Below are 13,905 nucleotides of genomic sequence, written 5' to 3'. Positions count from 1 at the left end.
CTACCAGCCCAGCCATTGCCGGGCGGCGGTCAGCGGACGACGCAGCAGGTAATAGCACATCGGTACCCAGTCGCCGTAGACCCGAGCCGTGCCCATCTGGCCAAGACGCGGCTTCTCGCCGGACTTGAACCGGGCCTGGAGCCGGTAGGCAAGCTGCCCGCCCTCGCTGACTTCGGCGCGGTAGGCCACGCGGCTGACTTCCGCATCGTAGGATTCGGTCGGCGCCGCATTCGGATACAGGGTGATGTCACTGCCCGGCTCGATGGCGATCGCCTCGCCGGCCGGCAGCCAGGCGGTCAGTTCGACCCGGGCCGGATCGGCAAGGGTCATGACCTTCTCGCCCGCCGTCACCGCACGTCCCAGCCAGTCACTGCGGTCCGAGAACACCACGACACCGGCGGCCGGCGCGGCGACATGCAGCCGCTGCAGCTCGCGGCCGGTATAGTCGGCCGTAATGGTTTTTTCTTCCATGCGCGCATGTTCCTGCGCCATGGCCTGCCTGGCCTTGTCGTCGGTCACCGCCAGCTGGGCACTGGCGCGGAAGCTCTCCTGCGCCGCATCGCGCTCGCGGCTGGCCAGCTCGAACTGGCCGGACAGCGCCGTGGCGTCCAGCGAGAACAGGGCTGTTCCCTGGGCCACGCGCTGGTTCGGTTGCACCCTGACGTCGGCAATCACGCCGGTCACCGGTGCGCGCAGCAGCCGCGGATTCTGCGGCACGACTTCGGCACGCGCCAGCACGCTGAGGCGGATCGGCAGGCAGGCCAGCACCACGATCAGCAGCAGCACGCGGCGGCGATGCCTGCCCACCGCCAGCCAGGAGCGCACCCGGTCACGCCAGTTGTGGCGCGGCGCGAACTGGCGCCAGGCATGGCTGTAGCCATGGGCCAGTTCGGCCGCCAGCTTCAGCTCGTACTCGCCCCAGCCCTGCTCGTGCGCCAGCAGCAACGCGCCGGCACCATCCAGCCGCAGCCAGAGCGCATGCGCCGGCAGCCAGGTTGCCCACTCGTCGGCCAGTGCCGGCGGCACGTCGGCCGCGCCCAGCTGCCGGCACGGACCGCCGTCCTGCTGGCGGAGATGGCTGAACAGCCGGTCCAGCCATTGCAGATACGGGGCCGTGGGATCGAGCTCGACCAGTCCGGACAGGGCGCCAACATGCCCGTGCGGCCCTTCATGCCACAGCGCGGCCTGGCGGTAGTCCAGCAGTTGCCGGGTTTCATTGACCATGATGAAACCCAGTTGCGCAGCACTTTCCGCCTCGCGGGCACGCCGCAGCAACTGCAGCAGCCCCGCGAGTTCGCGGGTGTGATCGACAGGATTCATTGCGGCCTTACTTGAAACTGGCCCAGCCGCTCATGCCGGGCAGCAGGCTGGCGGCATCACCATCGATCACCCCCACCACCGGGATGGACTGGCTGACCGGATCGATCTGCGCCCCGCGGCGTTCGACATGCGCCGGGAAACGGGTGCCGAGTTCGTCCACCACCACGGTGAAGCGGCTGCCTGGCGTCACGCGGGCCAGCCACTTGGACGGCACAATCATGCGCAGTTCCAGCTGGCCGGAATCGACGATGTCCAGCACCGGATTGCCCGGGCTGACGTACTGGTGCACGGCGGCAATGCGCCGCGCCACCCGGCCGTCGAACGGCGCGGTAATCGAGCACTTGGACACGACGGTCTGCATATAGCTGGTATCCGCCGCGGCTTCCTTGGCCTTGCCCCGCGACTGCGCCAGTTCGAGCGCACCGGCCGAATTCAGCCTGGCCAGCTGGTCATTGACCTTGACCAGCTGGCTGGCCGCTTCCAGCGAGGCCTGCGCCTTGCGCAGTTGGGCGCGGTAGCTGCCGCAATCGAAGCTGACCAGCAGGTCGCCGCGCTTGAAGCTGCCGCCTTCCTGCACCGGTAGCCGGGCAATCTTGGCGGCAATTTCGCCGGACAGGGTCACGGCATGGCGCGCCATCAACTGCACGCGAATGCGGCCATCGCTGGCCGGGGCGGCCAGCGCCCCGACACCGTGGCCCAGCAGAACGGCCAGCACGGCCAGGCGAAGTCCCGTTTTCACTGTTGTTCCCCCGCGATCGAGCCCTGCCACTGCTGCTCGGCCCCCTTGAACGCGGCGACCAGCGCCGGCAGGTCGTGGCCGGCGGCGGCGCTCGGCAACGGATCGAGGCCCAGACTGGCGCCCATCTGGCCATAGGCGTTCTGCAGGTCGCCATAACTCTGGTACAGGCGCAGCGACGAGAATACCGAGTTCGCATTGGCCAGGATCGACGGCAGACGGCCCTGCGCGCCGCTGTTGCTGGCATTGCGGTTCTGCTCGTAGATGCGCTGCTCGACGCCGTTGAGTTCCTTCTCGAGCCCGAACTGGCGAGAGCGGCCCTGGAAGTCGAGATAGGCGACGTGGACCTGGGTCAGCACCGCCATGCTCAGTGCCATGCGCTGTGCCTTGGCAACTTCCAGCTGTGCGTTGGCGGCACGGGTGATCGGGCCGGCATTGAACAGGTTCAGCAGATTCCAGCTGATGCGCAGGCCGGCATCGCCCCAGGCATTGTTGACCAGGAATTTGTTGCTGTCGTAATGCTCGCCGACGCTGAACTCAAGGCCCGGCAGCAGTTTGGCGATGGCCTTGCGCGTTTCCGCCGTGCCGATGCGCTCGTTGTAGCGTGCCTCGGCCAGTTCCGGCCGGTTCAGCAGCGCCATTTCTTCCATTCTGTCGATGCCGAGCGTCAGCGGCGGCAGGGTCAGCTCGGCCGGCACCGCCACGTCGAAGCGCTGGCCGGGCGGCACGTTCATGATTGCGGCCAGCCGCGGCTTGGCCTGCGACAGGGCATTGCGGATGATGCCCATCTGGCGGATCACATCGAGCAGCTGGCGGCGATAGGTCAGCGCTTCCAGTGGCGAGCGCAGCTTCTGCACTTCAACCTGGCGCGCATCCTCCATGGCGGCTTCGGCTTCCTTCAGCAGGCTGTCGATGCGGGTCTGCAGCTGCTGGGCCGCCACCGCCTGCCACCAGGCTTCGCGCACCTGCTGCATCATCTGCTGGGCGACCTTGCGCTTGCGCTGCTGCAGGATCAGCAGCCGGTCGGACTGCTGCTGCGACGTGTAGTAGCTGACGCCGAAATCGAGCACGTTCCAGCTCAGGCTCAGGTCAGCGGTGCGCTGCTGGCGCTCGGTGGACACCGACGGCACCAGCGATTGCTGGCCGGTTTCCACGTTCTGTGATGACGAGGCATTGTCCTTGTTGCGCGAGGTGAAACCGGCCCCCGCCGCCAGCCGCGGCAGCATGTCCAGGCTGGACAGGTCGAGCTGGCGCTGCGCCATCGCCTCTTCCATCAGCTTGACCCGGTAATCGAGGTTGTACTTCAGCGCCCGTGCCATCGCCTCCTGCAGGGTCACCGGCCCGCTCAGCGCCTCCTGGCTGCCAAACATGGCCTGGCGATCCGCTTCCAGCGTCGCCTGCCGCTCCTGAACGCTGATCGGCTTCGGGCTGACGGCGCAGCCGGTCAGGGCCAGCACCACGGCCATGGACAGCAACCGCAAGCCCCCGGCTTGCGGCAGCGCTTGTTGCAAGACTCGCATAACATCCCTTCTGAAATACTTTGAAATTGATATCCGGCTCCGGCCGGTGTCCGCCGTGCCTCAGGCCGGTTCCGGCAGGGTCGCCGGCGCCTGCCAGTCCGGCGCCGTGGCGACCCGCGCCCGCGCAAACTGCTCGCTCAGCGCCGGCTTGCCGCGTGCAGCCGGCTCGGCGGCCGGCGCCTCCGCGGAGGCCAGGCGCTGACCGAACTGCAACTGGAGACGGGCCTGACCGCGGTGACCGTCCTTGTCGAAGACGCTGACTTCAAGCGACAGCGTCCGGTTCCAGCCCGCCGGCGGCTTGCCGCTGAAAGTGCCGGTGGCCGGGTCGAAGTGCAGCCACGGCGGCAGCGGCTGGCCATTGCTCTGCCGCACCTGGATCGTCAGCCCGCCGGGATCGCGAGCAACGACCGTGCCGGCCGGCAGCTGGACGCTGAAACTCTGGTCGGCCTGGACCGACAGCACGCCAAGGTCCGGCACGATCCGGAGAACCGGCGCCCGGGCATCCAGACCGGTGCTGACGAAGCCGGACAGCCCGCTCCGCCCGCCGGTTCTCTCCCCGTCCCCGGTCAGCGCGGGCATGGCGAAATGGTCGAGGCCGAATTGTCTGGACTGGCCAAACGCCCGGTAACCGCCGGCATCCTGGACCGGCGCATCCCACGAAGCGATGGACGGCAGGCTGCCCGCACTGGTGCCGCCGGCCGTCGTGGCCAGTACGATATTCGGTGTAATCGGTGCCACGACCACGGCCGGCGCCGGGTGGCCGTCCCCGCCCGGCCGCGTCGGCGGCGAGGACGGCATGATCGGCGCCAGGTCCGTGGACGGCGTGCTGACCTGGTAGGCCGGCGCCGTGACCGGCTGCGACAGGGTGTTGCCGGCAAGGTCCGCCGCCGCACCGGACTTGATGACCAGCGACAGGTTGCCGTTGCCCCCCACGTCTCCCAGCTGGACGATAAAGGTGGTCGGGCTGCTGCGGGTAATGCTCAGGATGCTGCCGTGGGCGGTGCCCGAGGTCAGGATGGAGAGATCCGCGCTGGTCAGCATGTCCACCGGTTTGGAAAACGCCACGCTGTAGGCAGCCCGGTTACCGCTGACCGGCTGGGCATCCAGCAAGGTGACTTGCTGCACGGCCGGGGTCACGGTGTCGATGGTCAGGGTGAGCGCGGACGACAGCGCTCCGGTATTGCCGGCGGCATCGGTTCCGGTCGCCCGCACGCTGTGGTCACCGTCGGCCAGGGCGCTGGTCAGCGCATAGCGCCACGCGCCGCTGCCATCCGCCGTCGTCGTGCCGACCTGCACACCGTCCACGTACACCGCCACGGTGCTGCCGGCTTCCGCCGTGCCGACAAGGGTCGGCTGGTTGATACGGGTCACGCCGTCGCTGTGGCTGCTGCCGCTGTCGGTCGCCGTACTCAGTGCAACGCCGGACGGCGCGGATGGCGCGCTGGTGTCGATAGTCACCCGACAGGCAGGGGACAGGCCGCTGCTGACCGCGCCGCTGCTGGTCATGGCCGTGATGTCATGCACGCCGTCGGCCAGGCTGGAGACAAAGCTGTAGTGCCAGACGCCGGCACTATCCGCCACGGTGCCGTCCACCTGCACGCCATCCACATAGATGGTGACCAGACTGTTCGGAATGGCCGTTCCGCTCAGGGTCGGCATGTTGTTGCTGGTCACGCCGTCACTCTGGCTGCGGCCGGTGTCGCTGCCGACCGTCAGTCCGTCTACCGTCGGCACCAGCAGTTGCATCGCGATGACGCGGGTCACCGCTGCGCTGTCCTTGCTGCCGTCATTGACCCTGATGCTGACGGTACGGGACGCGGTGTCCGGCGAGGTCGAGCTGTTGTTGTAGGTCACGGCCTGCAGCGCTGCCTGCCATTGCGCCAGCGTCGCGGTACCGCCGCCGGACGTCAGGGTCAGCACCCCGGTACTGCTGTTGTAGCTGGCGCTGATATTGCCGTAGAGGCTGGCATTACCATTGCTGAACGCCAGCAGATCCTGATCGCTGTGGAAATTGCCGGTGATCGCCACCGTGGCACTGGCCAGCGTGCTGCTGTCCCGGTCCGACAGCGTGATGCCGCTGTCGACCACCACCGGCGTCGGCGTACCGCCGACCGGATAACTGCCGCTGCCGGCCGTGGCCGTGGCGATCGGCGTCTGGTCGGTGGCGGCCACCGTTACCGTCCGGCTGACCGCCGCGCTGTCCTTGCTGCCGTCATTGACGGCAAAGCTGATGGTGCGGGTGGCCGTGTTCGGCGTTACCGCGCTGTCGGTGTAGGTCACGGCCCGCAAGGCCGCCTGCCACTGCGCCAGCGTCGCCGTCGCCCCGCTGGAGGTCAGCGTCAGCACCCCGGTGCCGCTGTTGTAGCTGGCGACGATATTGCCGAAGGCGATCGCGCTGGTATTGCTGAATGCCAGTATGTCTTCGCCGCTGTGGAAGTTGCCGGTAATCGACACCGTGGCACTGGCCAGGGTGCTGTTGTCCAGGTCCGAGACCGTGATGCCGCTGTCGACCACCACCGGGGTGGATGCCGTGTTGTCGCCGGCGGCAAAGGCCGCACTGCCGCCGCTGGTCGTGGTGACCGGGGTCTGGTCGACCGCAGCCACGGTCACGCTGCGGCTGACCACGGCACTGCTCTTGCTGCCGTCGCTGACGCTGAAGCTGATGGTGCGGGTCGCGCTGTTTGGCGTCACCGCGCTGTCGGTGTAGGTCACTGCCCGCAAGGCTGCCTGCCATTGCGCCAGCGTCGCCGTCGCGCCGCTGGAGGTCATCGTCAGCACCCCGGTGCCGCTGTTGTAGCTGGCGACGATATTGCCGAAGGCGATCGCGCTGGTATTGCTGAATGCCAGTATGTCTTCGCCGCTGTGGAAGTTGCCGGTGATCGACACCGTGGCGCTGGCCAGGGTGCTGTTGTCCAGATCCGACACCGTAATGCCGCTGTCCACCACCACCGGGGTGGATACCGTATTGTCGCCGGCGGCAAAGGCGGCACTGCCGCCGCTGCCCGTGGCAACCGGGGTCTGGTCGACCGCCGTGACGGTCAGCGCCCGGCTGACCGTCGTGCTGCTGGCACTGCCGTCGTTGACCTGGAAGCTGATGGTGCGGGTGGCCGTGTTCGGCGTCACCGCGCTGTCGGTGTAGGTCACCGCCCGCAGTGCCGCCTGCCATTGCGCCAGCGTCGCCGTCGCGCCGCTGGAAGTCATCGTCAGCACCCCGGTGCCGTTGTTGTAGCTGGCAACGATATTGCCGTAGAGGCTGCTGTTGCCATTGCTGAATGCAAGGATGTCCTCGCCGGCGTGGAAATTGCCGGTGATCGACACCGTGGCGCTGGCCAGCGTACTGCTGGCGGTATCGGTCACGGTCATGCCGCTGTCAACGGCCACCGGGGTGGATGCCATGTTGTCGCCGGCAGTAAAAGCGCTGCTGCCGCCGCTGACGCTCACCACCGGCACGACACCCACCATGATCGAGGACGCCACGGCCAGGCTGGTGGTATCAACACCGCCATTGCCGGTGCCACCGCTGTCCCGGACCGACGTCAGCGTCACCACGCGGCTGCCGCCAATGGCGCTGCTGCTGCTGTCGCGATAGGTTATGCCGTTGACCACGCTGCTGGCCGTGGCACCGGACATGCCGCTGCTGACGAGGGTAACGGTGGCCACGCCCCCCGATACCGATACGGAAATGCTCAGCCCGTTGCCGGCACTGGTCAATGTATTGCCATTGGTCAGCGCCACGCTGCTGCCGTCGATCGTCAGGATTTCGCTGCTGCCATCATGCAGCCCGGAGACGGTCAGCGTCAGCTGGAGCAGGCTCTGGCCAGCCTCAACCGTGCTGAAGCTGGCGCCACTGAAGACCTGCACGGCGGCATCGCCGATGGTAAAGGCCGGATTCCTGCCAGTGGCGGTGGCCGTCGGCGCATCATTGACCGCCGCGACCGACACCGCGACATTGCCCGAGCTGCTGGCGCCATGCCCGTCGTTGACGCTGACATTGACCGTACGGCTGGCCGTGCCGGGATCACTGCTGCCATTGTTGAAGGTCAGCGCAGCGACCAGGATGCTGACCCGGGCCGGCGTCGCATTGCTGTTGAAGGTGATGACGAGGTCATGGCCACTCACCCCGTCGCCGGCGATGACACCAATGGCGACACCACCCACAGTCACCACACTGCCCACGCTGGTGCCGCTGCTCAGCGCCACCGTGCCACCGGTATCGATGCCCAGCGCATCCTGGCTCTGCCCGTTGGCGGTAATGCGCACCGTCACATTGCCGCCGGTAAAATCGGGCGAATCACTGTCGGTCACGGTCACGGCACTGCCGGTATCCAGTTTTACCGCCCCGCCCTTTTCGGTAAAGGTCGGGTTGTCACCATTCAGATTGCCGATCACCGGGGCAACATTGGCGGCAACCGTGACGTTCCGGGTCACGGTCGTACTGTCGTTGCCCCCGTCATTGACGGTAAAGCTGATGGTACGGGTAGCCGTATTCGGTGACAGCGAGGTGTCCTGGTAGGTGACCGCGCGCAGCGCCGCCTGCCATTGCGCCAGGGTGGCGGTCGCCCCGCTGGAGGTCATGGTCAGGATGCCGGTGCTGCTGTTGTAGCTGGCGCTGATATTGCCGAAGGTGACGCTGTTGCTGTTGCTGAACGCCAGCAGGTCTTCCCCGCTGCGGAAGTTGCCGGTAATCGCCACCGTGGCGCTGGCCTGGGTGGCGCTGTCGGTATCGGTCACGATCATGCCACTGTCGACCGTCACCGCATTGCCGGTGCCGCCACTGTAGGCACTGCTGCCACCACTTGGGGTCAGTACTGGCGCAACGGTCGGTGCGCGGAAGTTGGTGGCCGTGACATTGTCGACACCGAAAGCACCGGTAACCTGGTATGAGCCATCCGCCTGGATACGGAACGAATCGATGCCCTTGAACGCATCATTGCCGGAGACGTTGAAGCTTATCAGCAGCCCGCCGAGATTGGTGTCGGTCAGCATCAGGCTCAATATCGCACCACTGACCGCCACACCATCCCGGTAACCCACCAGCCGGACTACCCCGGAACTGCCGACTGACGGGCCGGCAATGGCCACATCGACCCGGGCCAGATCGAACAGGTAGCCGTTGTTCGCACTGAGCGACATGTAAGCCAATGGCATGCCATCATTACTGCCCCCACTGATCATGAGGGTCTGCCCGGTCATCGCCTCGGCACTGATATAGCAATTGGTTGCAGCCGCCGATTTCAGCAGCACATCCCAGCCCTCCACATTGCTCGCGGTCAGGCCGGCGCCGTACGAACCACCAATGGCGAGATACGGACCGTTGCTCACATTGTCGAAACTCGTCGTGCCATTCACCGGCTGTGCCAGCAGATAGCTGTAGGCCGGCCGCAGCCCGGCCACATCGATATGGCCGCTGCTGCGCTCCAGCACCCAGTCGCCGCCCAGGCTGCTGGCACCGGTCATGTCGGTGGACGCCGCCACATCGGCCTGGGTATAGCGGGCCAGGCTGTCAACAAAGGTGGCACCGGCCTGGCCGGCCGCGATATTGCAGCCGTACAGCAGGATGTCGCCATCGGCGCTCAATGCCTGGCCGATGGACGACAGCTCCGCCTGATGGCTGGCCATATTGGCACCGTTGAGCGTCTGCGTGCCCAGCAGCAGATTGCCCTCGGTACCGTGCGACAGGATATGGATGGCGCTGTAGCCGCTGTGCGACTGCGCCCACCGGGCGATCTGTGCCAGCCCGTCGCCCCGGCCGTCCAGCATCACCACCTCGGTGCCCGGCGGCATCTGCGACACCAGCGACTGGTAATCGCGCACGCCGGAGTCGATAAACACCACCTGCCGGCCGGAGACGGCTGCGGACTGTTCGGCCACCGGGCGCTCGGCGGCAGCGGGTGTCGCGGGCGCTGCCGCATCGGACCGGGTCGCCGACGTATCGCGTGTCGCATCGACATGGGTATCGGCCACGGCGGCCGTGGCGACGACCGCGCCATCGAACATCAGCCGCGGCTCCAGTGCCAGCATCAGAAGGCCACGTTTGCTGCGGGGCCGGCTTGCCACTGCAGGGGCCGGGTGGTGGGACGGTTTCATATTCATGACGGCCTCTGCTTGCACATCGGGAACACGACATCCGGACCGATTGTCATCGGCCTGAGTGTCGAACATTTTTTGGTAAAGTGGACATCATGAAAATTTCACATGTCCTGCCGGCCTGAGTGGCAGGGGCGCCGCCAGGCCCTTCCCCGACCATGGCATGAATTGCCGCGCCAGGGCGGCATCGGGGGCGGACCCCGCATCCGGTTCTCCGAAAACCGCAGGCGCCTGCCATTCGCTGCTTCACGGCTTTCCGCCGGACCATCCGCCCCCTCAGCGTGGTGCCTCCCCCCGGCGGCACTACTACCTTGGCATAGTGTATATGCAATATTTGCTACGAGGATATAGTCCAAATTTCGTAGATCAGCGTGTTCCGCACTGTTTATATGTCATGATTTTTTCATTTTCGCGGCAAGCAGACTTACGTTATATATATTCCGCCGTTTTCTCAGATTTGCTCAGCCAGCCTCTCGACCCCGATGCCCTTTGCCAGCGAATGCGTCCTGCGCAATGGGGGAAGCGTCGCGGTCACGGAGACAGGCGAAGTCCATGCACAGGGCAATACGACCATTAGCGTCGCAACGGGCGCCAGCGCCGGCGGTGCCGAGATCACCGCCCGCCATGACGCCGAAGACCGCAGTGACTTCATCAACCAGACCGCGTCAGTCAAGGGGCGCATGCCGTTCTGATCGACGGCATGCAGGGTGAGCGCCGACGGTCACCGTGTCTGCAGCTTTTATTTGTCCGAAAAAAAGGCCAGCATCGTGCCGGCCAATACTGACAGGGGAAACTGCCGGTAATCTCAGGTGGCTCTGGCTCCGCCGACAGAAGATACGACTTCCCATTTGCCATTCCTGACCTGATAGAAAGTCACGGCGCCATCGCGGATATCGCCCTGCTTGTCAAAGGCGACCCGGCCGGTCACGCCGTGATAGTCGGTTTTGGCGATCTTGGGCAGGAACACCTTCGGATCGGTCGAGCCGGCGCGTTTCATCGCATCGACCAGCACATGAACCGCGTCGTACTCGTATGGCGAATAAACCTGGACCTCGGTATTGAAACGGGCCTTGTAACGGGTATTGAAATCGGTAAAACCCGGCATCCGGTCGCGTGGTACGCCACAGGCGGACGAATACACCCCGTCGGCCGCATCGCCCGCCAGGCGGATGAACTCCGGTGTTTGCACGCTGTCACCACCCAGCAGGCGGGCATGGATGCCGAGCCGCTTCATCTGCCGCGCCATCGGGCCGGCCTGTGCATCCATCCCGCCGTAGAACACCACGTCAGGCTGCGCAGCCTTGATCGAGGTCAGAATGGCGCCGAAGTCGGTGGCATTGTTGGTGGTGAACTCGCGCTTGACCACGGTGGCCCCCTGGCTCCTGACCGCCTTCTCGAACTCGTCGGCCAGGCCCTGGCCATACGCGGTCCGGTCATCGACGACGGCCACGGTTCTGGCCTTCAGCACGTCGACGGCAAAGCGGCCCAGCGCGATACCCTGCTGGACATCGTTGGCAATCAGCCGGTAAGTGGTCCTGAATCCCTGACGGGTAAAGTCGGGATTGGTCGCCGACGGCGACAGCTGGGGCAGACCGGCATCGGCATACAGGCGTGACGCCGGCATGGTGGTGCCGGAGTTCAGGTGGCCGATCACGCCAACCACGCCGGCATCGACCAGCCGCTGGGCAACCTGGGCGCCCATTTTCGGGTCGCCCTGGTCATCTTCCGATACCAGCTCGAAACGGACTTTCCGGCCGCCGATTTCCACCCCGGCGGCATTGATGTCGTCGATCGCCAGCCGGGCCCCCTGCTCGACATCCTTGCCCAGATGCGCAATCGGGCCGGTCAGCGGCGAAGCCTGGCCAATGCGAACGACCTCGGTCCCGTCGTTCCCCGCCGCGCCGGCCGCCGGCTGCGTCTGCTTTCCGCACCCGCCAGCAAGCAGCACCGCCGCCACCACGGTCCCCAGTTTCGCCATTTCTCTCATCGTGTTCTCCTTGTTGTCGGTGGGATCCCGCCGTGTGTCCGCCGGCCGGACAGATGTCCGGCCGGCGCCCACGGTCTCGTTGATCCCGGTACTGCTTATCCGGCCGCAGCCGTTTGCATGAAACCGTACAGATCTTTCGGATCGTCCGGGGCCGGCACCAGGTCGATGACCGAGCCGATGTTTCTTTCCCGCGCCAGGTCGTGCAGGTAGCGCAGCATGGAGAAATCTTCCAGCGCAAACCCGACCGAGTCGAACACCGTGACCTGCTCCGCGTTTTCGCGTCCGGGCACGGCACCGGTCAGTACCTGCCACAGCTCGACCACCGGAAAATCAACCGGCATCTGCTGGATATCGCCCTCGATCCGCGTCTGTGGCTCGAACTCGACCACGACCCGGGCCCGGGCCAGAATGTCCGGATGCAGTTCGGTCTTGCCCGGGCAGTCGCCGCCCACGGCATTGATGTGCATGCCCGGCTCGATCATGTCGGGAGTCAGGATGGTCGCCAGCGCCTTGTCGGCCGTTGCCGTAGTCACGATGTCGGCGCCGCGAGCCGCATCGGCAGTCGATGCCGCCGGTGTCAGGTGCAGGCCGGGCACGCCGGACAGATTGCGGATCAGCTTGGCCGTCGCCGCCGGATCGGTATCGAATACGCGGACCTCGTTGATGCCGAGCAGCGCGCGGAACGCCAGAATCTGGAATTCACTCTGCGCCCCGTTGCCGATCACCGCCATCGTCCGGGCATCGGGCCGGGCCAGCGCCCGGGCCACCAGCGCCGAGGTGGCGGCGGTGCGCAGTGCGGTGGCGATGGTGAATTCGCTGAGCAGCAGCGGAAAGCCGGTATCGACATCGGCCAGCACACCGAAGGCCATCACCGTCAGCAGGTTCTGCGCGGTGTTTTTCGGGTGGCCGTTCACGTACTTGAAGCCATACAGCTGCCGGTCCGCCGCCGGCATCAGCTCGATCACGCCGTCCGGGGAGTGATTGGCCACGCGGGCGGATTTCTGGAACTCGTCCCAGCGTCGGTAATCGGATTCGATATAGTCGACCAGGCCCAGCATGAATGGCTCGACGCCGGTGCTGGCAAGCAGTCGTTTCAGATCGTTGACATCGATGTAGCGGGTCATTTCAGCCTCCTTGGTTCATTCCGGGTGGGGGCGTTCCCGCGGTCAGGACCGGCCTTCGAAACCGCACAGCACATTGACCGCATTGACGCCGATGTCGTCGACCATATACCCGCCCTCCATCACGAACAATGTTGGACAGCCGATCCCGGCAATGGTGGCGCCGATACGCAGAAAGTCTTCGCTTTCCAGCCGGAAATGACTGATCGGATCGCCCTTGAACGTGTCCACCCCCAGCGACACCACCAGCACATCCGGTGCATGGGCGGCCACCCGGCGGCAGGCATCGGCCAGCGCCGCGCCATAACCGTTCCAGTCGGTACCGTGCGCCAGCGGGTAGTTGTGGTTGAAGCCAAGACCGGCACCGGCGCCGGTCTCGTCGCGATGCCCAAGGAAGTACGGATACGACTGCTTCGGATCGCCGTGCAGCGAGACAAACAGCACATCGTCGCGCGCATAGAAAATGCTCTGGGTGCCATTGCCATGGTGGAAGTCGATATCAAGCACTGCCACGCGGCGGGCACCGCCATCGAGACCGGCCTGGGCGGCAATGGCCGCATTGTTCAGATAGCAGTAGCCGCCCATGTACTCGGCAGCGGCGTGGTGGCCCGGCGGCCGGCACAGCGCAAAGGCACTGCGCTCGCCGGCCTCCAGCACGGCCATGCCGGTCAGTGCCAGATCGGCGCTGGTACGTACCGCTTCCCAGGTGCCGGCGGTGATCGCCACACCGGCGTCCATGGCATAGAAGCCAAGCTTGCCGTCGATATGTTCCGGCTCGATATCGCTGCGCAGATCGCGGACCGGCCAGATCAGCGGCAGCGCATCGTGTTCGCGCCCCAGTTCGCGCCACTCGCCCCACGCCTGTTCGAGAAAGCGGACATAGCGTTCGCTGTGGACGCGGGCATAGCGGGACGGATCGAAGGCACGCGGCGCAATCACGTCACCCAGGCCGACCGCCTGCACCCGGGCACGAATGGTATCGGCGCGACTGGGCATCTCGAAGCAGGGCTTCAGCACGCCGTCCTTCAGTTCGGTCGCATGGTGAAGCCGGTGGGCGGTGCTGTACACGGTAAGCATGGCGGTCGGGAAAGCAGGTGAATGACGGGAACCAGTATGGGGTGGACCCGCAGGATT

Annotated in this window: 8 protein-coding genes; 1 reads left to right on the top strand and 7 read right to left on the bottom strand. The window is 65.9% G+C overall.

All coding sequences use genetic code 11. The features are described from left to right. Genes ACYVG8_RS07520 through ACYVG8_RS07505 form a run of 4 tightly spaced genes read right to left on the bottom strand, consistent with a single transcriptional unit; the run spans position 1 to position 9,597 of the window. Positions 1–1,320 (bottom strand): efflux RND transporter periplasmic adaptor subunit, encoded by a 1,320-nt coding sequence (locus ACYVG8_RS07520; protein WP_112692557.1) that lies wholly within the window; start codon positions 1,318–1,320, stop codon positions 1–3. Between the two features lie 7 nt (positions 1,321–1,327). After that, on the bottom strand, positions 1,328–2,059 hold the full coding sequence (locus ACYVG8_RS07515) for an efflux RND transporter periplasmic adaptor subunit (RefSeq protein ID WP_234412957.1): 732 nt from the start codon (positions 2,057–2,059) through the stop codon (positions 1,328–1,330). After that, positions 2,056–3,576 (bottom strand): TolC family protein, encoded by a 1,521-nt coding sequence (locus ACYVG8_RS07510; protein WP_028499103.1) that lies wholly within the window; start codon positions 3,574–3,576, stop codon positions 2,056–2,058. Before ACYVG8_RS07510 ends, ACYVG8_RS07515 begins: the two co-directional genes overlap by 4 nt. A 60-nt stretch (positions 3,577–3,636) precedes the next feature. Further along, the gene (locus tag ACYVG8_RS07505; protein WP_460745308.1) at positions 3,637–9,597 is read right to left on the bottom strand and encodes a DUF4347 domain-containing protein; all 5,961 of its coding nucleotides are present in this window, start codon (positions 9,595–9,597) and stop codon (positions 3,637–3,639) included. 548 nt (positions 9,598–10,145) lie between these two features. On the opposite strand from ACYVG8_RS07505, the gene ACYVG8_RS07500 reads away from it, so the two are divergent. Further along, positions 10,146–10,355, top strand: a complete 210-nt coding sequence (locus ACYVG8_RS07500; RefSeq protein WP_028499102.1) for a hypothetical protein — start codon at positions 10,146–10,148, stop codon at positions 10,353–10,355. Positions 10,356–10,468: 113 nt separating this feature from the next. On the opposite strand, the gene ACYVG8_RS07495 is transcribed toward ACYVG8_RS07500, so the two are convergent. The 3 genes from ACYVG8_RS07495 to ACYVG8_RS07485 all read right to left on the bottom strand — a co-directional run bounded on the left by ACYVG8_RS07495 (position 10,469) and on the right by ACYVG8_RS07485 (position 13,848). Next, positions 10,469–11,650, bottom strand: coding sequence for a branched-chain amino acid ABC transporter substrate-binding protein (locus tag ACYVG8_RS07495; RefSeq protein WP_460745307.1), 1,182 nt, complete (start codon positions 11,648–11,650; stop codon positions 10,469–10,471). A 95-nt stretch (positions 11,651–11,745) separates the two neighbouring features. Next, complete coding sequence (locus tag ACYVG8_RS07490; RefSeq protein WP_460745306.1) at positions 11,746–12,774, bottom strand: ornithine cyclodeaminase; 1,029 nt, start codon at positions 12,772–12,774, stop codon at positions 11,746–11,748. Positions 12,775–12,816: 42 nt separating this feature from the next. Beyond that, complete coding sequence (locus ACYVG8_RS07485; protein ID WP_028499100.1) at positions 12,817–13,848, bottom strand: histone deacetylase family protein; 1,032 nt, start codon at positions 13,846–13,848, stop codon at positions 12,817–12,819. Between the last annotated feature and the right edge of the window lie 57 nt (positions 13,849–13,905).

Source organism: Microvirgula curvata (assembly GCF_054781615.1).
This window is presented reverse-complemented; position numbering and strand designations above follow the sequence as displayed.